This is a genomic window from Amycolatopsis sp. 195334CR, assembly GCF_017309385.1.
GTDB lineage: Bacteria > Actinomycetota > Actinomycetes > Mycobacteriales > Pseudonocardiaceae > Amycolatopsis.
Window position 1 is genome coordinate 3,640,112 of sequence record NZ_JAFJMJ010000001.1, and the last position, 25,487, is coordinate 3,665,598.

The 25,487-nt window shown below is 72.8% G+C and carries 20 protein-coding genes; 16 read left to right on the top strand and 4 right to left on the bottom strand.

Features of this window, described 5'->3' with window-relative positions; genetic code table 11:
- Window positions 1–7: 7 nt before the first annotated feature.
- Window positions 8–319, bottom strand: a complete 312-nt coding sequence (locus JYK18_RS17860) for an MGMT family protein (protein ID WP_206803110.1) — start codon at window positions 317–319, stop codon at window positions 8–10.
- Window positions 320–426: 107 nt separating this feature from the next.
- On the opposite strand from JYK18_RS17860, the gene JYK18_RS17865 reads away from it, so the two are divergent.
- The 4 genes from JYK18_RS17865 to JYK18_RS17880 all read left to right on the top strand — a co-directional run bounded on the left by JYK18_RS17865 (window position 427) and on the right by JYK18_RS17880 (window position 8,554).
- Entirely contained in the window at window positions 427–3,618 is a 3,192-nt protein-coding gene (locus JYK18_RS17865; RefSeq protein WP_206803111.1) for an ATP-dependent DNA helicase, read from the top strand.
- Window positions 3,615–6,887 (top strand): ATP-dependent helicase, encoded by a 3,273-nt coding sequence (locus JYK18_RS17870; protein ID WP_374195030.1) that lies wholly within the window; start codon window positions 3,615–3,617, stop codon window positions 6,885–6,887. The genes JYK18_RS17865 and JYK18_RS17870 overlap by 4 nt, the downstream gene beginning before the upstream one ends.
- A 65-nt stretch (window positions 6,888–6,952) precedes the next feature.
- The gene (locus JYK18_RS17875; RefSeq protein ID WP_206803112.1) at window positions 6,953–8,026 is read left to right on the top strand and encodes a TrkA family potassium uptake protein; all 1,074 of its coding nucleotides are present in this window, start codon (window positions 6,953–6,955) and stop codon (window positions 8,024–8,026) included.
- A gap of 60 nt (window positions 8,027–8,086) precedes the next feature.
- Complete coding sequence (locus JYK18_RS17880; RefSeq protein ID WP_206803113.1) at window positions 8,087–8,554, top strand: hypothetical protein; 468 nt, start codon at window positions 8,087–8,089, stop codon at window positions 8,552–8,554.
- 70 nt (window positions 8,555–8,624) lie between these two features.
- Here JYK18_RS17880 and JYK18_RS17885 read toward each other — a convergent pair whose 3' ends face one another.
- Window positions 8,625–9,746, bottom strand: coding sequence for a neutral zinc metallopeptidase (locus tag JYK18_RS17885; protein WP_206803114.1), 1,122 nt, complete (start codon window positions 9,744–9,746; stop codon window positions 8,625–8,627).
- A gap of 215 nt (window positions 9,747–9,961) precedes the next feature.
- Here JYK18_RS17885 and JYK18_RS17890 point away from each other — a divergent pair, with 215 nt between their 5' ends.
- The 5 genes from JYK18_RS17890 (at window position 9,962) to JYK18_RS17910 (ending at window position 15,276) form a co-directional block, all read left to right on the top strand.
- The gene (locus JYK18_RS17890) at window positions 9,962–11,131 is read left to right on the top strand and encodes a YciC family protein (RefSeq protein ID WP_206803115.1); all 1,170 of its coding nucleotides are present in this window, start codon (window positions 9,962–9,964) and stop codon (window positions 11,129–11,131) included.
- Entirely contained in the window at window positions 11,128–11,745 is a 618-nt protein-coding gene (locus tag JYK18_RS17895) for a DUF4129 domain-containing protein (RefSeq protein ID WP_206803116.1), read from the top strand. The genes JYK18_RS17890 and JYK18_RS17895 overlap by 4 nt, the downstream gene beginning before the upstream one ends.
- Before the next feature lie 167 nt (window positions 11,746–11,912).
- Window positions 11,913–13,049 carry a DUF4350 domain-containing protein gene (locus JYK18_RS17900; RefSeq protein WP_206803117.1) on the top strand — a complete coding sequence of 379 codons (1,137 nt, stop codon included), beginning with the start codon at window positions 11,913–11,915 and terminating at the stop codon, window positions 13,047–13,049.
- Window positions 13,046–14,005: a MoxR family ATPase gene (locus JYK18_RS17905; RefSeq protein ID WP_206803118.1), complete on the top strand. Its 960-nt coding sequence runs from the start codon at window positions 13,046–13,048 to the stop codon at window positions 14,003–14,005. The genes JYK18_RS17900 and JYK18_RS17905 overlap by 4 nt, the downstream gene beginning before the upstream one ends.
- Window positions 14,005–15,276 (top strand): DUF58 domain-containing protein, encoded by a 1,272-nt coding sequence (locus JYK18_RS17910; RefSeq protein WP_206803119.1) that lies wholly within the window; start codon window positions 14,005–14,007, stop codon window positions 15,274–15,276. The genes JYK18_RS17905 and JYK18_RS17910 overlap by 1 nt, the downstream gene beginning before the upstream one ends.
- Here the strand turns inward: JYK18_RS17910 and JYK18_RS17915 are convergent.
- A complete protein-coding gene (locus JYK18_RS17915; protein WP_206803120.1) occupies window positions 15,273–16,280 on the bottom strand; it encodes a stage II sporulation protein M in 1,008 nt (335 codons plus the stop codon). The two genes, JYK18_RS17910 and JYK18_RS17915, sit on opposite strands and share 4 nt — an antisense overlap.
- A gap of 78 nt (window positions 16,281–16,358) precedes the next feature.
- Here JYK18_RS17915 and JYK18_RS17920 point away from each other — a divergent pair, with 78 nt between their 5' ends.
- From JYK18_RS17920 to JYK18_RS17950, 7 genes are all read left to right on the top strand, one after another.
- Window positions 16,359–17,201 carry an RDD family protein gene (locus tag JYK18_RS17920; protein WP_206803121.1) on the top strand — a complete coding sequence of 281 codons (843 nt, stop codon included), beginning with the start codon at window positions 16,359–16,361 and terminating at the stop codon, window positions 17,199–17,201.
- 88 nt (window positions 17,202–17,289) lie between these two features.
- Complete coding sequence (locus JYK18_RS17925) at window positions 17,290–18,960, top strand: DUF2207 domain-containing protein (RefSeq protein ID WP_307795942.1); 1,671 nt, start codon at window positions 17,290–17,292, stop codon at window positions 18,958–18,960.
- Window positions 18,957–20,216 (top strand): DUF2207 domain-containing protein, encoded by a 1,260-nt coding sequence (locus JYK18_RS17930; RefSeq protein ID WP_206803123.1) that lies wholly within the window; start codon window positions 18,957–18,959, stop codon window positions 20,214–20,216. Before JYK18_RS17925 ends, JYK18_RS17930 begins: the two co-directional genes overlap by 4 nt.
- A gap of 10 nt (window positions 20,217–20,226) precedes the next feature.
- Window positions 20,227–21,513, top strand: a complete 1,287-nt coding sequence (locus JYK18_RS17935; protein WP_206803124.1) for a pitrilysin family protein — start codon at window positions 20,227–20,229, stop codon at window positions 21,511–21,513.
- Window positions 21,510–22,886 carry a pitrilysin family protein gene (locus JYK18_RS17940; protein ID WP_206803125.1) on the top strand — a complete coding sequence of 459 codons (1,377 nt, stop codon included), beginning with the start codon at window positions 21,510–21,512 and terminating at the stop codon, window positions 22,884–22,886. The genes JYK18_RS17935 and JYK18_RS17940 overlap by 4 nt, the downstream gene beginning before the upstream one ends.
- Window positions 22,883–23,902, top strand: a complete 1,020-nt coding sequence (gene nudC, locus JYK18_RS17945) for an NAD(+) diphosphatase (RefSeq protein ID WP_206803126.1) — start codon at window positions 22,883–22,885, stop codon at window positions 23,900–23,902. Before JYK18_RS17940 ends, nudC begins: the two co-directional genes overlap by 4 nt.
- On the top strand, window positions 23,899–24,408 hold the full coding sequence (locus tag JYK18_RS17950) for a hypothetical protein (RefSeq protein WP_206803127.1): 510 nt from the start codon (window positions 23,899–23,901) through the stop codon (window positions 24,406–24,408). The genes nudC and JYK18_RS17950 overlap by 4 nt, the downstream gene beginning before the upstream one ends.
- On the opposite strand, the gene JYK18_RS17955 is transcribed toward JYK18_RS17950, so the two are convergent.
- Window positions 24,394–25,485 carry a bifunctional RNase H/acid phosphatase gene (locus JYK18_RS17955; protein ID WP_206804310.1) on the bottom strand — a complete coding sequence of 364 codons (1,092 nt, stop codon included), beginning with the start codon at window positions 25,483–25,485 and terminating at the stop codon, window positions 24,394–24,396. The two genes, JYK18_RS17950 and JYK18_RS17955, sit on opposite strands and share 15 nt — an antisense overlap.
- Between the last annotated feature and the right edge of the window lie 2 nt (window positions 25,486–25,487).

Below are 25,487 nucleotides of genomic sequence, written 5' to 3' on the forward strand. Positions count from 1 at the left end.
TAAGAGATCACCAGAGGCCACCCTCCGGCTCCTCCTGTTGCCAGCGATACACCCGCAGGTCCACCTTCTGCCCGTCGGCCAGCACGCCCTCGGTGCGCAGCCGGGCCAGCTGCTCCTCGGCCAGGTGCGGGGCCGGGGTGCCGTTCGCGCGCAGGATCCGGTGCCACGGCAGGTCGCTGCCGTCCTCGGCGAGGATGGCGCCGACCAGGCGCGGGGACGGCGCGCCGGCCAGCGTCGCGATGTCGCCGTAGGTGGCGACCTTGCCGGGCGGCACGTCGCTGATCACCGCCCGCACCCGTTCGTGCAGTTCTTCGTCCATGCGCACAGCTAACCGGAAGACACCGACAGTTCCGACCGGGTGCCGCTACCCGGTGCCGATCACCGCTCGTGGTCCAATCGGGTGTGGCAAGCAGGACGAAGCACCGGGTGAGCGCGCGACTGGTGCGCCGCCCGGTCGTGCCCCCGCGTCCTCGCCACTGGGAGCCCGACGCCCACCGGGCGTTCCACGGCCCGGTCGGTTTCCTGCGCGTGCTGGGCGGTCCCGGCACCGGCAAGACCGCGCTGCTCGCCGAGGCCGTCACCCGCCGGATCCGCGACCAGGGCGTCGATCCCGAGCGGATCCTGGTGCTGACCACGTCCCGGCGCGCGGCCGAGGCCCTGCGCGCCGACATCACCCGCCTGCTCAACGACGGTGACCCCGACGCCCCGCGCACCATCCGCGAGCCGATCGTGCGCACCGTGCACTCGTACGCCTACGCCGTGCTGCGCATGCAGGCCCGGATGCGCGAGGAACCGGCACCGCGCCTGCTCAACAGCGCCGAGCAGGACGTGATGGTGCGCGAACTGCTCGCCGGCGACCTGGAGCTGGGCGCCCACGACTGGCCGGTCGAACTGCGCCCGGCGCTGACCGTGCCCGGGTTCGCCGAGGAACTGCGCGACCTGCTGCTGCGCGCGGCCGAACGCGGGCTCGGCCCGGAGGACCTGATCAAGCTCGGTGAGGAGAAGGGCCGCGAGCAGTGGGTCGCCGCGGGCACCTTCTGGCGGCAGTACGAGGACGTCAGCGCGTTGCAGGGGGCTGGGGGCAACGCGCTCGCGCTGCCCGGTGCCACCGCCTACGACGCCGCCGAGCTGGTGATTTCGGCGTTGATCGCGCTGAACTCCGAGCCGGAGCTGATGCTGCGGGAGCAGGCCCGCGTCCGGCACCTGTTCGTCGACGACGCGCAGCACCTCGACCCGCTGCAGTTCCGGCTGCTCCGGCACCTCGGTTCCGGCGCCGAGGACTTCGTGCTCGCCGGCGACCCGGACCAGTCGATCTTCTCCTTCCGCGGCGCCGATCCCACGCTGCTGGAGCGGGCCGACCGCCGCGGCGACCAGACCATCCGGCTGACCAGGAGCCACCGGCACGCACCCGCCATCGCGACCGCGGTCAACCGGCTGATCACGCACCTGCCCGGCCCGAAGCGCCTGCCGCTGCGGCCCGCCGGCACCGAGGACGAGGGCACGGTCAAGATCCGCCTGCTGTCGACCCCGGCGGCCGAGGGCGCGTGGATGGCCGACCAGCTGCGGCGCGCGCACCTGATGGACGAGGTGCCGTGGTCGGAGATGGCGGTGCTGGTGCGGTCGCCGTCACGGACCTTCCCGGTGCTGATCCGCGCGCTGCGCGCGGCCGGGGTGCCGATCGCCGCCGCGGCCGAGGAGCTGCCGCTGGCCAAGCAGCCCGCGGTCCGGCCGCTGCTGGCCGCGCTCCGCGCCGCCGACGACCCGTCCACTGTGGACGCCGATGTGGCGGAGATGCTGCTGGCTTCCCCGTTGGGCGGCGCCGATCCACTGGCGTTGCGGCGCCTCCGTCGTGGGTTGCGGCGGCTGGAGCTGTCCGCCGGCGGGGAGCGGTCCAGCGACGAACTGCTGGTGGAAGCCCTGCTGGACAACGATCCGCTGACCATGCTGGCCGAGGCGGAGGCCGGTCCGGTGCGCCGGGTGGCCGGGCTGATCGCCACCGCGCGGGAGTCGATCGCGCAGCACCGCAACGTGGAGAACGTGCTGTGGGACCTGTGGCAGGCCAGCGATCTCGAGGCGCGGCTGCTGCGGTTCGCCGACCGCGGTGGGTCGCTCGGATCGCAGGCCGACCGCGATCTGGACTCGGTGGTGGCGTTGTTCCACGCGGCCGGTCGCTATGTCGACAGGCTGCCGCATTCCACGGTCACCGCGTTCGCCGACTACCTGGCCTCGCAGCACATCGCCGGGGACAGCCTCGCGCCGAAGGCGGCGCGCAAGGAGGGCGTCACCCTGCTCACCGCGCATGGCTCGATCGGTCGTGAGTGGACGGTGGTGGCGGTGGTCGGCGCGCAGGAGGGCAGCTGGCCGGACCTGCGGTTGCGCGGATCGCTGCTGGGCGTGGAGAAGCTGGTCGACCTGTTGTCCGGTGTGGACGGTGAGCAGGTCTCCGCCACGGCACCGCTGCTGGCCGAGGAGCGTCGCCTGTTCTACCTCGCGGCCAGCCGGGCGCGCCGGACACTGCTGTTCAGCGCGGTGCGCGGGGAGGACGAGCAGCCTTCGCGCTTCGTCGACGAACTGGACGAGGCCGCGCCGGACGAGTCGGCCGCCGATCCGCGGCTGAAGACCGGTGGCCGGTCGCTGGTGCTCGCCGAACTGGTCGGGGAACTGCGCCGGGTGGTGTGCGACGCCGAGGCCGCCACCGAACGCCGTCAGCTCGCCGCGCGCCAGCTCGCCAAGCTGGCCGCCGCCGGGGTGCCCGGCTCGCACCCGGCCACCTGGTACGGCGTGCCCCAGCCGTCCACCGAGGTGGCCCTGTTCAGCCCCGGTCAGCTGGTCAGCGTTTCGCCGTCCACTGTGGACGTACTGGCGCGCTGCCCGTTGCGCTGGCTGCTGGAACGCCACGGCGGTGACGATCCCGCGCAGCTGGCCGCGGTCACCGGCACCCTGGTGCACGCGCTCGCGCAGGCCGCCGCCGAGGGCACCGGGGACGCCGAGCTGCGCGCCGCCCTGGATGAGGCGTGGACCAGGGTCGATGCCGGGGCGCCGTGGTTCTCCCGTCGTGAACGCCGTCGCGTGGAACAGATGCTGGAGAACTTCATGGCGTGGTTGCAGCACAGCCGCGCCGAGCTGACCAGCGTCGGGAACGAGAAGGACGTGCAGGTGGTGCTGCCGCCGGAGCACGGCGACGGCGAGGACGAGCTGCTCGTCCGGTTGCGCGGCCGGGTCGACCGGCTGGAGCTGGACGAGCAGGGCCGTCCGGTGATCGTGGACATCAAGAGCGGCAAGACCCCGGTCACCGCGAACGACGCCGAGCAGCACCCGCAGCTCGCGGCCTACCAGCTGGCCGTGCTGCTGGGCGCGTTCGGCGAACACGGCACCGAGCCCGGCGGCGCGAAGCTGGTCTACGTGGCCAAGGCGAACAAGAAAACCGGGGCCACCGAACGGCAACAGGCCCCGCTCGACGAGGAAACCGGCCCCACCTGGCTGGACCTGGTGCGCCGCGCGGCCGGATCGGCGGCCGGACCGGGCTTCGAAGCCCGTGAGAACGCGGACTGCCCGCGGTGCCCGGCGCGGGGTTCCTGCCCGGTGCGGCCTGAGGGACGGCAGGTGACCGGCCCGTGACCGCGGTGGAAAATCGCCTCGTCAGCCCGGCCGACGTCGCCGAGGCGCTCGGCCTGCACCCGCCGACGCCCGAGCAGGCGGCGGTGATCGCCGCCCCCACCGAGCCGTCGCTGGTGGTCGCGGGCGCGGGCGCGGGCAAGACCGAGACCATGGCGGCCCGCGTGGTCTGGTTGGTGGCCAACGGTTTTGTCACCCCGGAGCAGGTGCTCGGCCTGACCTTCACCCGCAAGGCCGCGCGCCAGCTCGGCGAGCGCGTGCGCGCGCGGTTGCGGCGGCTGGCCGGTTCCGGGCTGCTGGAGCGGGTCGACCCGAGCGGCGGCAGGCGGGCCGCGGTGATGGCGGGTGAGCCGACCGTGCTCACCTACCACGCGTACGCCGGTCGCCTGCTGGCCGAGCACGGGCTGCGCCTGCCGGTCCGGCCGGGCGCCCGGCTGCTCTCGGAGACGGCGTCCTGGCAGCTGGCGCACCGCGTGGTCGCGCACTGGGACCCCGATCTCGACACCGACAAGGTGCCGCCGACGATCACCGCGCACGTGCTCGGCCTGGCCGGCGAGCTGGGCGAGCACCTGGTGTCCACGGACAAGCTCGCGGAGTACACGACCTGGTTGTGCGAGCTGATCGAGAACGCGCCGAAGGCCAAGGGCCAGCGGGACGCGCTGCCGGTCAAACTGCAGGAGATCGTGGCCGCGCAACGGTTCCGGCTCGGCCTGCTGCCGCTGGTCGAGGCCTACCACGAGCGCAAGCGGGCCGAGGGCGCGCTGGACTTCGCCGACCAGATGTCGCTGGCCGCCGGGCTGGTCACCGAGCACGAGGAGGTGGTGCTCGGCGAGCGCGAGCGCTACAGCGCGGTCCTGCTCGACGAGTACCAGGACACCGGGCACGCGCAACGCGTGCTGCTGCGCGGGTTGTTCGGCATGGGCGAGCACCCGTCGATGCCGGTGACCGCGGTCGGCGACCCGGCGCAGGCCATCTACGGCTGGCGTGGCGCGAGCGCGGCGAACCTGCCGCGGTTCACCACCGACTTCCCCCGGGCCACCGACGAGGGGCTGCGGCCCGCCGACGAATACGGCCTGCTGACCAGCTTCCGGAACCCGCCCGAGGTGCTGGTGCTGGCCAACGCGATCGTGGAACCGCTGCGCGCCAAGGGACTCGGCGTCAAGCAGCTGCGGGCGCGGGTCGGCGCGCACCCGGCGGACGTCTCGTGCGCGCTGCTGCCGGACATCCGCGTCGAACGCGAGTGGGTCGCGGATCGGCTGGCGGAGCGGTGGTTCACCGCGATCGAGGCGACCGGGGAACCGCCGACGGCCGCGGTGCTGGTCCGCCGCCGGGCCGACATGGCGCCGATCGCGGCCGAGCTGCGGGCCCGCGGCATGCCGGTGGAAGTGGTCGGCCTCGGTGGCCTGCTGGAGGAACCCGAGGTCGCCGACCTGGTCAGCACCCTGCGGGTGCTCGCCGATCCGCTGGCGGGCACGGCGGCCGCGCGCCTGCTCACCGGGGCGCGGTGGCGGCTGGGCGCGGCGGACGTGAAGGCGTTGTGGAGCCGGGCGGTCGAACTGTCGGCGGATCCGGAGGCGCCGAAGGAAACCGAGGCGACCCTGGTGCCGGAACGCGCCGAGCACACCGGCCTGGTCGACGCGATCGACGATCCCGGTGAGGCGGAACGCTATTCCCGCGAGGGCTTCCGCCGCATCCAGCGGCTCGGCGCCGAGCTGGCCACGCTGCGCCGCAGGCTGGACCAGTCGCTGCCCGAGCTGGTGTCCGATGTGGAGCGGACGATGCTGCTCGACGTGGAGGCGCTGGCCCGCCCGCACGCCGCTGGTCGCGCGCACCTGGACGCCTTCGCCGACGTGGTCACCGAATTCGCCGAGACCTCGCCCACCGCCACGCTGATGTCCTTTTTGGACTACCTGGCCACCGCCGAGCACGCCGAGGACGGGCTCAGTCCCGGTGAGGTCGAGGTGGTGCCGGACCGCGTGCAGGTGCTCACCGTGCACGCGGCGAAGGGCCTGGAGTGGCAGTACGTGGCCGTTCCGCACCTGGTCAACGACGTGTTCCCGAGCAAGCGACGGTCCTCGTCGTGGCTGCGCACGGTCACCGCGCTGCCCGCGAAGTTCCGCGGTGACGAGCAGGACCTGCCGAAGCTCCGGCTCTCCGGCGGGGAGAACCGCAAGGAAGTGCTCGAAGAACTCGAACTGCACGAGGCCAACTTCGCCGATCGCGAGGCTGACGAGGAACGGCGGCTCTGCTACGTCGCGCTGACCCGGTCCGAGCACGGGCTGCTGGTTTCCGGGCACTGGTGGAACGAGAGCAGCGCGAAGCCGAAGGGGCCGTCGACCTTCCTCACCGAGGTGCGCGAGGTGGTCCTCGAGTACGGCGCCGACGACATCGGCGTGATCGAGCAGTGGGCCGACCCGCCGGAAAACGACGACGAGAACCCGCTCACCACCTCGACGCGCACCGCGGTGTGGCCGGTGGATCCGTTGGGCGGCAGGCGATCCGCGGTGACCGAAGGTGTCGAGCTGGTGCTGGACGAGCTCGCCGTGCTCAACCGCCGCGACCCCGGCGAGCCGGACCCGGACGAGGGGCACGAGGACCCGGACGGCTGGATCGCCGACACCGCGGTCCTGCTCGCCGAGCGCGCGAAGGCGGCGAGCCGGACCGAGGACATCGTGCTGCCCGACCACCTGTCGGTGAGCCAGCTGGTCGAACTGGCCGCCGATCCGGAGTCGCTCGCGGGCAAGCTCCGCCGCCCGCTTCCCGCGCCACCGAACAGCTTCGCCCGCCGCGGCACGGCGTTCCACGCCTGGCTGGAGCAGCGGTTCAGCGGGGACCGGCTGCTCGACTTCGACGACCTGCCCGGCGCGGCCGACGACGAGGCGGTCGGCGACGGCGAACTGGAACTGCTGCAACGCGCCTTCGAGCGGAGCGAATGGGCCGGCCGGACCCCGCACGACGTGGAGGTCCCGTTCTCCGCCGAGGTCGACGGCATCAACCTGCGCGGCCGGATGGACGCGGTGTTCGCCGACGCCGACGGCGGCTGGACGGTGCTCGACTGGAAGACCGGCGGGGTGCCGGGGCCGGACCGGATGCCCGCGCTGTCGGTGCAGCTGGCCGCGTACCGGCTGGCCTGGTCGGTGCTGGCCGGGGTGCCGCTGGAGAAGGTGCGCGCGGCGTTCCACTACGTGCGCGACGGGCGCACGGTCAACCCGGTCGACCTGCTGGACTTCGACGGCCTGCGGGAACTGCTGCGGTCCGTACCGGAGGAATGAAACGTGGCCCCGGTCACCGTCGGCTACGCTCGCCGCGTGATCGACGCACGCCTCGGGGAGCAGGCATGATCAAGCGCTTCCAACTGGGAGACCGGCTGCACGACCAGCCCGACCACGAACTGGTCGGCGTGATCAAGATGCCGGAGACCACGGTCAGCCCGCTGCGCGCCATCGTCAAGCGGGTGATCGGCGCCGGGCTGGCGCTGCTGGCCACCGTGCTGATCGTGTACCTGGACCGGGACGGCTACCGCGACGCCAACGGCGACGGGCTGACCTTCCTGGACAGCGTTTACTACGCCACCGTCTCGCTGTCCACCACGGGTTACGGTGACATCGCGCCGGCCACGCCGTCGGCCAGGTTCGTCAACGTCGTCATCATCACCCCGCTGCGGGTGCTGTTCCTGATCGTGCTGGTCGGCACGACGCTCGAGGTGCTCACCGAACGGTCGCGCCAGGCGTTCAAGATCCAGAAGTGGAGGCACAAGGTGCGAGACCACGTGGTGGTCGTCGGGTTCGGGACCAAGGGCCGGGCGGTGGTGAAGACCCTGCTCGGGGACGAGAACATCGAGCCGAGCCAGATCGTGGTGGTGGACACCGACCAGGCCGCGCTGGACGCCGCCGGGGTGCTCGGCCTGGTCACCGTGCACGGCTCGGCCACCCGGTCGGACGTGCTGCGGGTGGCCGGGGTGCAGCGGGCGCGGGCGGTGGTGGTCGCCTCGAACCGCGACGACTCGGCCGTGCTGGTCACGCTGACCGCGCGGGAGCTGGCGCCCAAGGCGCACATCGTGGCCTCGGTGCGCGAGGCGGAGAACGTGCACCTGCTGAAGCAGTCCGGCGCGAACCAGGTGGTCATCTCCAGCGAGACGGCCGGGCGGCTGCTCGGCATGGCCACCTCGACGCCGCTGGTGGTGGACATGGTGGAGGACCTGCTCACCCCGGAGTCCGGGCTGGCCATCGCCGAACGCCCGGTCGAACCCTCGGAAGAGGGCGGCTCGCCGCGGCACCTGCCGGACATCGTGCTGGGCCTGGTGCGGGACGGACAGTTGTTCCGCGTGGACGCCCCCGAGGCCGATGCGATCGAGCCGGGGGACAGGCTGCTCTACGTCAAGAAGGTCACCCCGGCGGAGCAGTCCACCTGATGATCTTGAACCATCCGGCCTCGGTGGGTTTTGTTATGACGATCTGGAACCATTGCCGGTGTGAGCGGACGGTCGGGGACTTCGGCTAAGCGCGCCTTGCCGCGCTGGCGCGAGGTCGCCGTCGCGGTGGTCACCGGGGTGCTGGTGGTGCTGGCCGTCGCGTTGACGCCGGGTGTGCTCGGCGGCAGTGGCGGGAGCGGTGACGCGGTGGTCCGCGCGACGGTGACCAAACCGCTGCCGTGCACCAACACCGGGGCGCGCGAAGGCGTCCGCGTCGAGGTCGACGGGCAGCGGCGGGACGCCACGCTGAGCGCGTGCGGGCACAACGAGGGCGAGCAGTTCGACGTGGTCCTGCCCGCGGACGCCGGGGCCGGGCCGCTGGAGGTCCGGATCGCGCCGTCGGTCGCCGGGCAGAGCACGCTGCTGCGGCCGGTCGCGCTCGGCCTGCTCGCGCTGAGCTGCCTGAGCGGCGGGCTCTACGCGTGGCTCTTCCTGCGCGGCCCGCGCCGGCGCCCGGTCCTCATCTGAGGCCCTGGGAGACGTGCTGTGAATGTGGCTTTCACTGCACATTCCGCAGTGAAAGCCACATTCACAGCAGCTAGGAGACTTCCGAGCTGCTCGCGGAGAACGTGTTGCAGTCGACGATCCGGTTGTCCTTGGCCCCGGCCCGCCACCACGAGGCGTAGTGCGCGTTGGTGCCGTGGTCCCGGCTGCCCGAGGTGTTGTCGCCGCGGGTTTCCTGGTCGTCCCACGCCTTGTCGTACATGTCCCGGCTGATCGTGCCGCCGCGGTCCACGTGCGCGCCGAGGAACATGCCCGAGAAGCACTGCGCCTGCAACTCCTTGCGCCGCGCCATCTCCAGGCCCTTGTCCGAGTTCTGCCCGGCCGCGTAGATCTCCTCCCACGCGGCGTCCATCAGCCCGGCGACCTCCTGCACGTGGTGGCCGTACTCGTGGGCGAACAACGCCAGGTACACCCCGGGGTTGTTGCCGTACTGGTCGGTCTGCAGCCCGCGGAACGGCACGTACAGGTTGTTCTCGCAGTAGTACGCCGCGGTGGCGATGCCGACCTGGATGTTCCCGCATTCGGTCTGGAAGCTCGAACCGGTCGGGAAGTGCAGTGCGGGCGGCGAGAACGGCAGGTTGTAGTGCTCCAGGAACGGCCCCCACGCCGCGTCGAGGCACTGGCTCGCCGCGGTGAAGAACGCCTCCGCCGCGGCCTGGTTGCTCTGCCAGCCGGGCAGGTTGCACACGCGGTTCTTCAGCCCGGCCGCCGGGTCCTGCAGGATCGGGTGGTCGGCGAGCTTGTACACCTTCTGCGGGCCCGAGGTGGACGGGCTGTCCGAGGACTGCCTGCTGCTCGGCGCCGGCTTGCTCGACGAGGCCGTGCTCGACGAGCCACCGGTGCGCTCGCTCGGGGTGTTGCTCAGCGTGGCCGGCGGGATGCTGCCCCCGGCCACCGGGTCCTTGTCCGAGCTGACCGCGACGACCACCACGACCAGGCCGACCACCAGCAACGCGGCGGCGCCGAGGCAGATCGCGATGATCGGCCCGTTCGACTTCTTCGGCGGGCGGCCGTACGGCGGCTGCTGACCCCACTGCGGTGGCGGGTAACCCGGCGGGCCGGGTGCCGGAACGGGCGGCGGGAGCGGCCCGGACGGCGGGTGTTGCTGGTTGCCATAGCCGTGCGGTGGCCAGGGGCCCTGCGGCGGTTGCGTCATGAAAATGGTCCCCGGCTGTTCGTCCCGGCACGGCGGCCTCGGCGGTCACGGCTGCCGAAAGCATATCGACTCACCCGCGTCGCCGGGGCTCATACGGGCGAATCCACCACGCAGCGTGGTTTGCGCCACCCGGTTCCGCCGAGTCGCGTTGGCCTGCGCCTACCTGCTCTGAAAGAGTGTGGACCTCACCGCGAACGACGTTTTGGCAGGAGCCGATGAGCGACACGAATGGGTGGGCCACCCCGGGCGGACCGCCTCCGCAGCAGCAGCCGTACGGCTGGTCGCCGCCCCCGCAACCGCGCTGGAACCCGGACGGCTACGGCAGGCCGGGGGTTATCCCGCTGCGGCCGCTGAACGTCGGCGAGATCCTCGACGGCGCGTTCAACACCGTCCGGCGCAACCCGGCGGTGATGCTCGGGGTGTCGCTGGTGGTGGTGCTGATCACCCAGTTCGTCGGGTACGTGGTCAGCCTGCCGCTGCTGGACGACCTCAACCGCGCCACCGAGGCCAGCAACCGGGTGCTCACCGAGCAGCAGGCCCTCGACATGGCGGTGGACCTGCTCGGGTCCAGCGCGCAGGTGGCGGTGATCACCGGGCTGGTCACCGCGCTCGGGTCGAGCTTCCTCGACGGCTTCCTCACCGTGGTCGTCGGCAAGGCCATCCTCGGCCGCAAGCCGACCTTCGGCGAGGCGTTGAAGGAGGCCACCCCGCGGTTGCTGCCGCTGCTCGGGATGACCCTGCTGTACACGCTGATGATCTTCGTCGGGCTGCTGCTGTGCATCGTGCCCGGGGTGTACCTCGCGGTGGTGTTCGGCCTGGCCACGCCGGCGCTGGTGCTGGAGAAGGCGGGCATCGGCACCGCGTTCAAGCGGTCGAGCCTGCTGGTGCGGAACGCGTTCTGGCGGGTGCTCGGCGTGCTGCTGCTGGCGATCGTCATCTCGTGGGTGATCAACCAGGTGGTTTCGCTGCCGTTCTCGCTCGCCGGTGACTTCAACGGGTTCACCTCGATGTTCTCCGGCGAGGTGCCCGAGTACACCGCGTGGGGGCTGGCGCTGACCACCCTCGGCACGGTGATCGCGGCGACCTTCACCGCGCCGTTCTCGGCCGGGGTGCGGGCGCTGGTGTACATCGACCAGCGGATGCGCAAGGAGGGCATGGACCTGCAGCTGGCCCGCGCGGCGGCGGCGCCGGTGGGGCCGCCCGCGGGTTCGACGGATCCGACGCCGCCGTCCGGGATTCCGATGGGTCAGGCCGCGGAGCCCGAGGAGACGCCGAAGCCGCTCGGGGCGATCGAGGCGGCGGAGCGCGAGAAGGCCACCGAAGCAGGGCAAACCCCCGAGGAGGGGAAGCCCCAGCAGGACCCAGAGCCGCCGCGACCGTCATGATCCCGGTCGACATCGGCCGGGACGAGGCGGCGGAGGCCGCCCGGCGCGAACTCGCGGACCCGGCCTACCAGGCGGCCGAGCCGTCCTGGCTGGCCGGGGCGATCGAGTGGCTGCTCGGGCGGCTGGACGCGCTGTTCACCGCGGCGGCCGGGCTGACCACGGCCGGGCCGCTCGCCTGGGTGCTGCTCGGCCTGCTGGTGGTGGTCGTGGTGCTGGTCGTCCGGTGGCGCCTCGGCCCGACCCGTCGGCGGGCGAAGGCTTCGCACACCGTCTTCAGCGGGGAAAAGCTGACCGCTGTGGGGTACCGGCAGGCGGCCGAGGCCGCGCTGGCCGAGGGAAGGCTCGCCGACGCGGTGCGGGACCGGTTCCGCGCAATCGTTTGCGGCCTGGAGGAACGCGGGGTGCTGGAGGTGCGCTCCGGGCGCACCGCCGACGAGGCCGCGAACGAGGCGGGCACCCGCCTGCCCGCCCTCGCCGGTGACCTCCGGCAGGCCGCGGTCCAGTTCGACGACGTCTTCTACGGCGGCCGCGCGGCCACCGAGGAGGGCTACCGACGACTGGTCGCCCTCGACGAGACCACCGCCGCGACCCGCCCGCTGGCGGCCGCCCGGTGACCTCGACGCCACCCGAGCCCGCTGGTCACCGCCCGGCGATGTCGCCTGCGCCTGCTGATCGTCGCCCGGTGACGGCACCTGAGCCTGCTGATCGTCGCCCGGTGACGGCACCTGAGCCCGCTGATCGTCGGCCGGTGACGCCGCCTGCGCCTGCTGATCGTCCGCCAATGACCTCGACTTCTCCTGACGCCGCGAAGGTCTGGCGTGCGGCGAAGAAGCCGCTGATCATTCTCGCGATCCTGCTCGCGGGGGTGCTCGTGCTGATCATCGTCCGCGGTGACCAGGGCGCCCGCGAGGAACTGCACCCCGACTCCTACGCCCCCGACGGCGGGCGCGCGCTGGCCCAGGTGCTCCGCCAGCAGGGCGTGCGCGTCGACCAGGTGGACGCGTTCACCGAGGCCGAAGCCGCCCAGAACGCCACCGTGCTGATCACCCGCCCCGACCTCCTCCCACCCGAGCGCCTGCTCCGGCTCCGCGACCAGGCCAAACACCTGGTGCTCGTCGGGGCGCAGGGGCCGGGTGTGGCCGCGGTCCTGCCCGGCACCGAGGTCGCCGGGGTCAGCGAGGTGGAGAACCGCCAGCCGGAGTGCCCGCTCTCCGCCGCGGTGGCCGCCGCCGAGGCGACCTCGGGTGGCGTGCGCTACCAGCCGGGCGACGGCGTGCTTTCCTGCTACCCCGACGACGGCGCCGGCACCCTCGTCCAGCGCTTCGGCGGCCCCGACACCACGGTGACCCTGCTCGGCACCCCCGCCCCGCTGACCAACGAGCGCCTGGACGAGGCGGGCAACGCCGCCCTCGGTCTGCGCCTGCTCGGCACGGGCGACCGCCTGGTCTGGTACGTGCCGTCCCCGACCGACGCGGCGTTGCGCGGTGACGAGAAGTCCGTCGCCGAGCTGGTTCCGGACGGCCTGAAGTTCGGGCTCGTGCAGTTGTTCATCGCCGCCGTCGTGCTGGCGTTGTGGCGGGCGCGGCGCTTGGGCCGCGTCGTGCACGAGAAGCTGCCGGTGGTCGTCCGCGCCGCCGAGACGGTCGAGGGCCGCGCGCGGCTCTACCGCCGTTCCGGGGCGACCGCGCACGTGGCCGGAACCCTGCGCCAGGCCACCCGAGCCCGCCTCGCGCCACGGCTGGGCCTCGCCCCCGACGCCGAACCACCCGCGTTGATCGGCGCGCTCGCCGCCCGCACCGGACGGCCCGGTGCGCACCTGCACGCCCTGCTCCACGGCCCGCCGCCGGACAGCGATCCGGCGCTGGTCCGGCTCGCCGATGAACTTGACCGACTCGAGAAAGAGGTCGACGACCGATGACGTCCGCTGCTGACGCCCGCGAGGCACTGATCGCGCTCCGTGCGGAGGTCGCCAAGGCCGTGGTGGGCAACGACGGCGCGGTGAGCGGCCTGATCGTGGCCCTGCTGTGCCGCGGTCACGTGCTGCTCGAAGGCGTGCCAGGGGTGGCGAAGACGCTGCTCGTGCGGGCCTTCGCCACCGCGCTCGACCTGCAGACCACCCGCGTGCAGTTCACCCCGGACCTGATGCCGGGTGACGTCACCGGCTCGCTGGTCTACGACGCGCGCACGGCCGACTTCTCCTTCCGCGAGGGCCCGGTCTTCACCAACCTGCTGCTCGCCGACGAGATCAACCGGACGCCGCCGAAAACCCAGTCGTCCCTGCTGGAGGCGATGGAGGAGCGGCAGGTCTCGGTGGACGGCACACCGCGCGCGCTGCCCGACCCGTTCATCGTGATCGCCACCCAGAACCCGGTGGAGTACGAGGGCACCTACCCGCTGCCCGAGGCGCAGCTCGACCGGTTCCAGGTGAAGCTGACCATGCCCGCGCCCTCGCGCGAGGACGAGTACGGCATCCTGCTGCGCCACGCGGAGGGGTTCGACCCGCGCGACCTGACCGCCGCCGGGGTGAAGCCGGTCGCCGGGCGGGCGCAGCTCGAAGCGGGCCGGGCCGCGGTCGCCGACGTGAAGCTGCGGCCCGAGGTGATCGCCTACATCGTCGACCTCTGCCGGGCGACGCGGACTTCGCCGTCGGTGCGGCTGGGCGTCTCACCGCGTGGCGCGACGGCGTTGCTGGCGGCCGCGCGGGCGTGGGCGTGGCTCGCCGGTCGTGACTACGTGACGCCGGACGACGTGAAGGCGCTGGCCAGGCCCGCCCTGCGGCACCGGCTCGGCTTGCGGCCGGAGGCCGAGCTGGAGGGCGCGACCGCGGACGGGGTGCTGGAGCGGGTGCTCGCTTCGGTGCCCGTCCCGCGCTGATGGCGATCACCGGGCGCGCCGGGCTGCTGGCGCTGGCGGGGGTGGTGGTGGCGGCCGTGTGGCCGTCCGGGCTCACCCTGCTCGTGCTGGCTTCGGTGCTGCTGCTGGCGATCGGGGTCGACCTGGTGCTCGCGGCGAGCGTCCGCGCACTGACCTTTTCCCGCTCCGGCGCGGATTCCGTGCGGTTGGGCGAAAGCGCCGAAGTCACGTTGACGGTGGAGAACCCGGGGACGCGCACGTTGCGCGGCCGCCTCCGCGACGCGTGGCAGCCGAGTGCCGGGATCGCGGAGGACCGGCACGACGTGGTGATCCCCGGTGGGGAGGGCCGCCGGGTGGTGGCCCGGCTGACGCCGACGCGCCGGGGTGACCGGCTCGCGGTCTCGGTCACCGTGCGCTCGTTCGGTCCGCTCGGCCTGGCCGCGCGGCAGGGTTCGCACGCGGTGCCGTGGACCCTGCGCGCGTTGCCGCCGTTCCACAGCCGTCGTCACCTGGCGTCGCGGCTTTCCCGGCTGCGTCAGCTGGACGGCCGCCAGGCGGTGCTGATTCGCGGGCAGGGCACGGAATTCGACTCGCTGCGCGAGTACGTCATCGGCGACGACGTGCGGTCGATCGACTGGCGCGCCTCGGCCAGGGCGGCGGACGTGATGGTCCGGACCTGGCGGCCCGAGCGCGATCGGCACGTGGTCCTGGTGCTCGACACCGGCCGCGTGGCGGCGGGCCGCGTCGGTGACGTGCCGCGGCTGGACGCCTCGATGGACGCGGCGCTCCTGCTGGCCGCACTGGCCGCGCGTGCGGGGGATCGGGTGCAGCTGATCGCCTACGACCGCGTGCTGCGGGCGGCGGCGCAGGGCGCGGGACCGTCACTGGTGAACGCGATGGCACCGCTGGAGGCGGAACTGGTCGAGCCGGACGTGCGCGGAATGGTGACCGAGGTGCTGCGGCGGGCGGGACAGCGTTCGCTGGTGGTGTTGTTCACCGGCTTGGAATCCGTGGAGGACGGCTTGCTGCCGGTGCTCACTTCGCTGACCGCGCGGCACCAGGTCGTCGTGGCGGCGGTGGCGGACCCGCGGGTGTCGGAAATGGCGCGCGCTCGCGGTGACGCGGAAGCCGTTTACGACGCGGCAGCCGCGGAACGCACGCTCGCGGAACGCCGCCAGGTGACCGGCTTGCTGAGCCGGCACGGCGTCGACGTGGTGGACGCGGTCCCCGAGGAACTGCCGCCCGCTCTGGCCGACCGGTATCTCGCGTTGAAGGCCGCGGGCCGGCTCTAGGCCGAACTGGGCGCCGTGTCGGCGGTGAAGCGGGCGTCGAGGTCACCGGTTTCGCCCGCCCGCGCGGCTCGGCGGCCCAGGACGAACACGTAGGCGAAGAAGACCAGTTCCGCGACCACGCCGATGCCGACGCGGGCCCAGGTCGGCAGGCCGGACGGGGTGACGAAGGCTTCGATCACCCCGGTCACCAGCAGCACGCACGCCAGCCCCAGCGCCATCAGCACCACGGTCCGGCCCTCCGCGGCGAGCGCGGCCGCCCTGGTCCGGCGGCCGGGGTCGATCACCGTCCAGCCGAGTTTCAGCCCGGTCCCGGCGGCGACAAAAACCGCGGTCAGCTCCAGCAGGCCGTGCGGGGTGATCAGGCCGAGGAAGATGTCCAGCCGCCCGGCGCTCGCCATCAGCCCGCCGGACAGGCCGACGTTGAGCACGTTGGTCGCCAGGATGTAGAGCACCGGCAGGCCGAACAACACGCCCAGCAGCAGGCAGCCCGCCGCCACCCAGGCGTTGTTCGTCCACACCCGCGCGGCGAACGAGGCCGCCGGATCGCTGGAGTAGTACGACTCGAAGTCACCACCGGGCGCGGTCAGCTGCCGGATCTCCTCCGGCGCCGCGACCGCGGCCTGCACCTCCGGGTTCAGCGCGATCCACGCCGACACCGCGGCCGAGGCCAGCAGCGACACCACCATCACCGGCACCCACCAGTGCCAGCTCCGGTACACCGCGGCCGGGAAGCGCCGCGAGAAGAACAGGCCGAACTCGCGCCAGGCCGGGCTGTGCGTCCCGGTGACGGCCGACCGCGCGCGGATCACCACCGCGGACAGGTGCTCGACGAGCACGGGATCGGGGGCTTTCGCGCGCAACGTGGACAGGTGCGTGGCCGCGCGCTGGTAGAGCCGCACCAGTTCGTCGGCCTCGGCGCCGGTCAGTCTGCGGCTGCGCTTGGTCAGGTGTTCGAGCCGATCCCACGCGGGCCGGTGCGCAGCGACAAAAACGTCGACGTCCATCCCGGTCCGTTCCCCTCGATTCCAGTCCGTCCGACAGTACTACCCTCGTGCGCAAGCCTTTGCCGTCGAGGGAGCGCGATGTCCGAACTGGTCACCGGGGAAGCGGTGGTGCTGCGGTTGCGCGTGGCCGCCGTGCCCACCCGCTGCCTGGCCTTCCTGCTCGACGTGCTGCTGCAGGGCGCCGCGCTGGTCACCCTGCTGATGGTGGCCGGGGTGGCGCTGGCCACCAGCGTGGACGAGGCGTTGTTCCTGACCATCTCGCTCGCGGTGGTGGTGCTCACCCTGGTCGGGTACCCGGTGCTGATGGAGACCCTGACCGGCGGGCGCACGCTCGGCAAGATGGCGCTCGGCCTGCGCGTGGTCCGCGACGACGGCGGCCCGATCCGGTTCCGGCACGCGCTCACCCGCGGCCTGGCCGGCTTCTTCGTCGACTTCTGGGCGCTCGGCCTGGCCGGGTCGGTGGCGCTGGTGGTGTCCTTCCTTTCCGGGCGCGGCAAGCGCGTCGGCGACTACCTGGCCGGGACGGTGGTGATCGCCGAGCGCGCGCCGGAGGCGGTGACGCCGATGATCATGATGCCGCCCGGCTGTGAGGCCTGGGCCGCGCAACTGGACCTCGCGCGCCTGCCGGACACCGCCGCGCTCGACGCGCGCCAGTACCTCGGGCGCTGGCGCGAGTTCAGCGAGGACGCCAGGGCACAGCTCGGCTTCCAGATCTCGAGGGAGATCGGCGAGGCGATCGGCACGCCGGTGCCGCCCGGCATGCCGTACTGGACCTATCTCTCCGCGGTGCTGGCCGAACGACGACGGCGCGATCACGTGCAGGCCTGGCAGCAGCAGCACCAGCAGTACCGTCCGCCGCCGGGGCCTCGGCCGCCGCAGGGCGCTCCCCCTGGAGAACAACCGTTCGCCCCACCGAGCTGAGCCGCTGATGGAATTCCGCGAAACAGTTGCGTTATGTTCTCCGGGAAACGGGTCTCCGGCCGCACGTGGTGGTCTATGGTCTAGCACCGTGTTCAAGCTTGTGGGGGCCGTCGCCGCCGCGTTCGCGCTCGTCCTGGGCGGTGGCGCGGCCGCCGTGGCCCAGGAGCCGGTGCAGCCGGAGACCCAGTCGGATTCCGGCGTGACCGTCGGGGTCGAGCTGAAGGTCGAGCCGGACGGGCTGCTCTCGGTGACCGAGACGGTGACCGTCCCGAGTGGACAGGAAGCGAACCGGCACGCGCCGCTGCGGCTGCTCGTCGGCGAGGACACCGAGCGGGTGTTCGCCGTCCGCGACGTGACCGCCGACGGCGCGGGCGCGGCCGAGGTGGCCGGCGACGAGTTCGTCATCCGCGCGCCCGAGGGCGAGACCACCGTCAAGTACACAGTGGACGGTGCGGTGGCCGAACTGCGCGACCAGCAGGAGATCCGCTGGCGGCTGGCCGGTGGCTGGGACACCGACCTGGCCGAGCTGACCGCCTCGTTCGCCGCGCCGGTGGCCGAGGCATCGTCGATCCGTTGCCTGGCCGGGGCTTCCGGCCGCCAGTGCGAGCTGGCCGAGACCGGCGACGGCGGCGTGATCAAGATCGAGCAGACCGAGCTGGAGGCGGGCGACCCGGTCGATCTGGCGGTCGGCCTGCCCTCGGCGACGGTGCCCGCGAACGCCCGCTTCGCCGACACCGCCACCCTGGCCAACGCCTTCGTGCTGACCAGCACCGCGGTGCTCGGCTTCACCCTCGCCGGGCTGGGGATCGTGGCGTGGTGCGTGTTCCTGTTCTGGAGCCGCCGCCGCGACGGGAGCGTGCCCGACGTGCCCGCGCGGCCGTCGGAGGTCCTGCTGCGCGAGGGCGACCGCGTGTCCTTCGCCTCGCCGGACGGCGTGCTGCCCGGTCAGGTCGGCACCATCGTGGACGGCAAGGCCGACGTGGTCGACGTGACCGCCACCGTTGTCGACCTCGCCGTGCGCAACTACCTGCTGATCTCCCCGGTGCGCGACGCCGACGGCATCGCCGACTGGCGCCTGTCCCGCAAGAACGACCCGGACGACAGCCTGCACCCGTACGAGCGCGCGGTCTTCCACGCCGTGCTGCCGTCGGGCGCGGACACCGCGCTGCTGTCCGAACTGCGCTCCGGGCGCGGCATCGACCTGAAACCGTTCGACGAAGCGATGTACACCGACGTCGTCGCGCGTGGCTGGTTCTCCCGGCCGCCCGGCTCCGGCCGCGGGTTCGCCGGCTGGGCGGGCATCGTGCTGGCGCTGCTCGGCCTGTTGCTCACCGTGGTGCTGGCACTGTCCGAAGGGGACGCACTGCTCGGCCTCGCGCTGATCGTGTTCGGCCTGGCGATCACCGCCGGCGCCCCGCTGCTGCCCCGGCGCACCGCACGCGGGCGCGCGCTCGCCGGGCAGATCCGCGGGCTCATCGGGTATCTGCACGACGTCCCGGCCGGCGAGATCCCGGAGGCGGACCGGGAGCTGGTGTTCTCCCGCTCCCTGCCCTACGCCGTGGTGCTCCGCGAAACCGAACGCTGGCTGAACACCTTCGCCGACCTCGACCCGGAGGCCGACGGCGCGGCCGGGCTGTACTGGTTCGGCGGGCTGGAGGGCGAACGCGACCTCAAGCGGCTCGGCACCCACCTGCCCGCACTGCTCACCGCGCTCGACGGTGTGCTCGCCGAGGCAGGGCACCTCCGGTCGTTGCGGTGATCCCGCTGGTAGCCGCGGTCCTGTTCGCGGCGGCGCCACCACTGCCGACCTTGCCGCAGAGCGCGGAGATCGAACTGCGCGTGGAGCGCGACGGCGCGCTGTCGGTCATCGAAGCGGTGGCCGCGACGGAGTCGATGACGCGCGAACTACCGCTGCGCCAGCCGGTCGGCGACCACCGGGACCGCGTGCTCACCGTGCGGGACGTGGTGGTCGAAGGCGACGGGCACGCCGAGCTGACCGCGGACTCGTTCAAGCTGGAGCTGTCCGGTACCGCGGTGGTCCGGTACACGGTGGACGGTGCGATCACCGCCACCCCGGCCGGGCCGCAGGTCTCGTGGCCGCTGGCGCAGGGCTGGAGCGAGGAGCTGAAGTTCGTCCGCGCCTCGCTGGCCGCGCCGAAGATCCCGGAGGCGGTGCGGTGCGTGGCCGGGCCGAAGCCGTGCCTGGCCGCGCAGATCGACCACGTCGGGCTGACCCGGTTCAGCCACCGCAACCTGGCGCCCGGCGACCGGATGATGATCACCGTCGAGCTGCCGCCCGGTTCGGTGCCCGCGACCGAGCGGCTGGTCCCGTCCGCGACGCTCGGCGGTGCCTTCCTGCTCACCGAGCCGGTCGCCTTGGCGTGGGTGGTGCTGGGTTTCCTCGTGCTGTGCTGGGCGTGGTTGATCTTCTTCCTGCGGCAGTGGTGGCCACGGGCGCTGACCGGCTTCCCGCCCGGGTACGCGGGCACGCTCGCCGACGGCCGCGCGGACGCGATGGACGCCGGGCTCACCCTCGCCGACCTCCGTGACCGCGGCCACCTGTCGGTCACCGGCGCGACGCTGACGCGGGGTGAAGACGAGCCGTCGCGCCCGTTCGAACGAGCTGTGCTCAAGGACCTGTTCGCCGGTGGAGAACAGGTGGGACTCGACGACGTCCGGATCGACCTCCGCGAACTCGATCAGGCGGTTCGCGCCGACCTCCGCGCCGACGGCCTGCTGCGTGGTCCCCGGTTGCGCCGGGCCGGGATCCGGATCGTGTTCTACGGCCTCTTCCTCACCGTGTTGCTCGCGCTGACCGTCGGATACGCCCAGCTCGGCGTGGTGGTGTCGGTGGCGGGCGCGGCACTGGCGCTCGGCTCGCCCGCGCTGCCCGCCCGGACGATCAAGGGCACCCGGGTGCTGCGCGGCCTGGCCGAGGCGTACCGGCCGGGCGAGGCCGACGAGTTCGCGCTGGCCGTCGCCGGTCGCTCCCACCGTGAGCGGGCTAACCCGTAGGGTGGCGGTCATGGCCGTACCCGAGCTACACAGGTTCAAGTTGGACAACGGGCTGCGCGTGGTGCTCGCGCCGGACCCGACCGCGCCGGTGGTCGGTGTCGCCGTGCACTACGACGTGGGCTTCCGCTCCGAGCCCGAGGGACGCACCGGGTTCGCGCACCTGTTCGAGCATCTGATGTTCCAGGGCAGCGAGAGCCTGGAGAAGCTCGCCCACTTCCGGCACGTGCAGTCCAGCGGCGGGACCTTCAACGGGTCGACCCACCCGGACTACACCGACTACTACGAGGTGCTGCCCGCCGCGGCGCTCGAGCGCGCGCTGTTCCTCGAAGCCGACCGGATGCGCGCGCCGAAGCTGACCCAGGAGAACCTGGCCAACCAGATCGACGTGGTGAAGGAGGAGATCCGCCTCAACGTGCTGAACCGGCCGTACGGCGGGTTCCCGTGGATCCTGCTGCCGCCGGTGCTGTACTCCACCTTCGCCAACGCGCACAACGGGTACGGTGACTTCGTCGATCTCGAACAGGCCACCCTGGACGACTGCGCGGCCTTCTTCGACACCTTCTACGCCCCGGCCAACGCGGTGCTCACCGTCGCCGGTGACTTCGAGGTCGACCGGGCGCGCGAGCTGGTCGAGAAGCACTTCGGCGACGTGCCGTTCCGCCCGGCCCCGCCGCGCCGGTCGTTCGCCGAGCCGCGGCCGACCGAGGAGCTGCGCGGGTTCCACAGCGACCCGCGCGCCCCGCTGCCCGCGCTGGCGGTCGGTTACCGCATGCCGGACCCGGTCGGTGAGCTGGACGCCTACCTGGCGAACCTGGTGCTCGCCGGGGTCCTCACCGACGGCGACGGTTCGCGGCTGCAGCAGCGGCTGGTGCACCGCGACGCCATCGTCACCGACATCGGCGCGGGTGCCGGGCTGTTCGGCCCGTTCGAGGCCCGCGACCCGGACACCTTCTCGATCACCGCGATCCACGCCCCGGACGTCACCGGCGACCGCGTGCTCAAGGCCATCGACGAGGAGATCGACCTGCTCGCGGCCACTCCGCCGGACGAGCGCGAACTGGCCAAGGTGACCGCGCGCTGGGTGGCCGGCATGCACTCCGAGCACGACCGGATGGTCTCGCGCACGCTCGCGCTGGGGTCCTTCGAGCTGCTCTACGAAGACGCGAGCCTGGTTCACGGCCTGGCCGACCGGTTCGCCGCGGTGACCGCGGACGACGTCGCCGCCGCGGCCAAGGCGCTGCGCCCCGATTCACGTGCGGTGCTGGTCGTCCAGCCCGAGCAGGGAGGAAGCAAGTGACCGCCGCGACCCACCGGAGTGCCGAGGAGATCGGCCGGACCGAGCGCGGCCCGCGCGAGGTGCCGCCGCTCGGCGCGCAGCGCGCCGCCGCCGAACTGTCCCATGTGGACACCACGCTGGCGAACGGGCTGCGCGTGCTGGCCGTGCGCAAGGACACCGTGCCGCTGGTCGAGCTCCGGCTGAGCATTCCGTTCGCCGGCACCGATCCGCTGCACCCGGCCACCGCCGAGGTGCTGGCCGAGACCATCGTCACCGGCACCGCCCGCCGTGACCGGGTGGCCATCGACACCGAGCTGGCGCTGATCGGCGGCGAGCTGAGCACCGTGGTCGACCCGGAGCGGCTGGCGGTCAGCGCCAGCGCGCTGGCCAGCGGGCTGCCCACGCTGCTCGACGTGCTGGCCGACCTGCTCACCGAAGCGTCCTATGTGGACGCCGAGGTGGCCAGGGAGTCGGCGCGGCTGATCGAGCGGCTGGCCATCGCCCGCACGCAGCCGCGCACCATCGCCCGCGAAGCCCTGCAGCGCAGGCGGTACGGCAACCACCCGGTGACCCGCGAGGTGCCCGAGGCCGAGGACGTGGCCAAGGTGGACCCCGCGGCGGTGCGGCAGCTGCACGCGAACGCCGTGCTGCCGCGCAATTCCACCCTGGTGATCGTCGGTGACGTCGATCCGGAGCAGGTGGTCGCCGATCTCGAGCGCGCGCTCGGCGGCTGGGCGTCGGACAAGTCGGCGAACGTGCTGCCGGACCTGCCCGAGTTGACCGGCGGTGACGTGCTGCTGGTGCCGCGGCCCGGTGCCGTGCAGTCGCAGCTGCGGCTGTCCGCGCAGGCGCTGCGCCGCACCGACCCGCGGTACGCGCACCTCCAGCTGGCGAACCTGGCCTACGGCGGGTACTTCTCCTCGCGGCTGGTGGAGAACATCCGTGAGGACAAGGGGTACACCTACAGCGCCCACTCCGGGTTCGAGTTCACCGGCAACACCGCCACGCTGCTGGTCGACGCCGACACCGCCACCGACGTGACCGCGGCGGCGCTGCTGGAGACCCGGTACGAACTGGCCAGGCTCGGCCTGGTGCCGCCGACCGCCGACGAGGTGGAATCGGTGCGCCAGTATGCGATCGGCTCGCTGGGCATCTCCACCTCCTCGCAGACCGGGCTGGCCGGGCAGCTGTCCGCGCTGGCGCAGACCGGGCTCGGCTTCGAGTGGCTGGCCGGGCACCCCGAGCGGCTGGCCGCGGTCACCGCGGAGGAGGTCGCCGAGGCGGCGCTGGACTTCTTCGCCCCGCACCGGTTCACCGGCGTGGTGGTCGGGGACGCGGACACGATCGGCCGCGGCCTGGAAGCGGTCGGCGGGGTCACGGTCGGCGAAGCATGACCCAGCCCTACCAGCTCGACCGGCTCCCCACCCTGTCGCGGTCCACTGTGGACCGCCAGGAGAACCTGCGCGGGGATCCGGACCGGCTGCGCGCCCGCTGGGCGAACGCGCGGGTGGTGCTGCTGGACGCCAAGTCCGGTCGCACCCCCGTGCCTCGCGACGGCGACGCGCTGGCCACCCGCAAGGCCCTCTCGTTCGGGGACGCACCGCCCGAGGAGGCGGTCTTCCTCGGCGAGTGGCAGGACGTGGACTACTGGACGGTGCCGGGGAAACCGCCGGAGAACGGCGAGTGGGTGACGCTCACCGGCAGCTGGGGCCTGCGTGACCAGGCCCCGCTGGCCGACGGTGAGGTCTGGGTGGACCTGCGTGGCCACGGGGATCTGCTCGACGACACCTCGGCCGGCCTGTTCACCACCGCGATGGCGTTGCGGAACTGGCACCACCGCGCGGTTTTCTGCGCGCGATGCGGGGGAAAGCCGCGGCTGGTGCAGTTCGGCTGGGCGACCCGGTGCCCGGACTGCGGGCGGGAGGAGTACCCGCGCACCGATCCCGCGGTGATCTGCCTGGTGCACGACGACGTGGGCGTCAACGGTGAGCACGTGCTGCTGGCGCGCCAGCCGATCTGGCCGCCCGGGCGGTACTCCGTCCTGGCCGGGTTCGTCGAGGCCGGGGAATCGCTGGAAGGCTGTGTGGAGCGGGAAATCCGCGAGGAGGTCGGCGCCGAGGTCTGGGCGATCCGCTACCTCGGCAGCCAGCCGTGGCCGTTCCCCCGCTCGATCATGCTCGGCTTCACCGCCCGCGCGGACGCCTCGAAACCGCTGGTACCGCAGGACGGCGAGATCGAGGCGGCGCGCTGGGTGAGCCGGGCGGAGGTGCTCGAAGCCTTCGAACTCGGCCGCGAGGGCCGTCCCGATCCCGAGGACCCCGGCTTCGACCCGGAGCGGCTGATCATGCCGGGCAACTCGTCGATCGCCCGCGTGATGCTGGAAGCCTGGGCGAACGCTCCCGTTTCGTGACCGTCGTCGAGAAGTTCCTCGACCGCCAGCTGGCCGAGGACGCCAGGTATGGCGGGCGGATGGACCTGGACGAGTGCCCGCCGCTGCCGCCGGCGCTCGATCGCCACCTGCGTTCCCGCGCCCGGCAGGCGGGCGCGCGGCTTCGCGCCGTCCAGGAGATCCGGGCCGCCGGGTTCGTCCGGTTGCTGGCTTACGCCTACGCCGGGATGCCGGGCTACCGGGACACCTGGCAGCCGGACTTCACCGAAGGGCCCCTGCCGGAGCGGTGGCGCGAGGAGGAGCGCCTGGCCCGCGCGGCCGCCGAGGAGGCCGGGATGGAGTTCAGCTGGCGGGAGGTCGAGCGTCAGGACGGCCAAGGCCTGGTCATCGACGGCTTCGGCCGACCGCTCTGGGAGACCGCCGTCTACCCGGAGGACGGTTTCCAGATCTCCCGCAACGGACCCGGCCGGGTGCTGCGCGAACTGGCTGCCCGGCGCGAGTTCCTGGTCCTTTCAGGACAGATGTGAGATGTCGTTCGCCAGGCGGACGGAGGCGTTGCCGTCGGGGTAGAACTCGACGATCGACAGCGACGCGAGGTCCAGGTGCAGCCGGAACAGCAGCGACGGCCCGGCGTCCAGACCCAGCCGCAGCAGCGACTTGATCGGCGTGACGTGGCTGACCACCACCACGGTCCGCCCGGCGAAGCGCTCGACCAGGTCGTCGCGCACCGCGCGCACCCGCCGGTGCACGGCGTCGAAGCTCTCGCCGTCCGGCGCGGGCACCGACGCGTCGCTGATCCAGCGCGCGTGCAGGTCGGGATCGCGTTCGGCGGCTTCGGTGAAGGTGAGCCCCTCCCAGCTGCCGAAGTCGGTTTCGATCAGGCCCTGGTGCGTTTCCACCCGGCCGCCGAGCGCGTCGGCCACCGCCTGCGCGGTCTGCTGGGTGCGCAGCAGCGGGGAGGAGACGATCGGCGCGGGCTCGCCGTCGGTGATCAACCCGTCCATCGCGGCGATCCGCTTCGCCGCGGCGGCCACCTGGCGCTGCCCGTGCTCGGTGAGCGGGACGTCGCCGCGCCCGGAGTAGCGGCGGTCCACGGACATCTCGGTCTGCCCGTGGCGCAGCAGGAGGAACTTCGTCGGCGTGCCCTGCGCGCCGCTCCACTTCGCCGGGGACACCCGGTCCGCGGTCTTGGCGGCGGGTTCCTTGCCCGCCTGGGTGTCCATCGCCTCGTTGGCGAGTCGGTCGGCGTGCGAGTTGCTCGCGCGCGGGATCCACTCGTACTGCACGCGGTCGAAGTTCGCCGCCAGTTCCCGTGCCCGCGCGGCCAGCGGCTGCAGGTCCGGGTGCTTGATCTTCCAGCGGCCGGACATCTGCTCGACCACCAGCTTCGAGTCCATCCGGACGTCCACAGTGGACGCACCGAGCTCGGCGGCGGCGGCCAGCCCGGCCAGCAGGCCGGAGTACTCGGCGAAGTTGTTGGTCGCCACGCCGAGCCCGGCCTGGCGCTCGGCGAGCACCTCCCCGGTCTCGGCGTCCTTCACCACCGCGCCGTAGCCGGCCGGCCCCGGGTTGCCCCGCGAGCCGCCATCGGCCTCGATGGTCACCC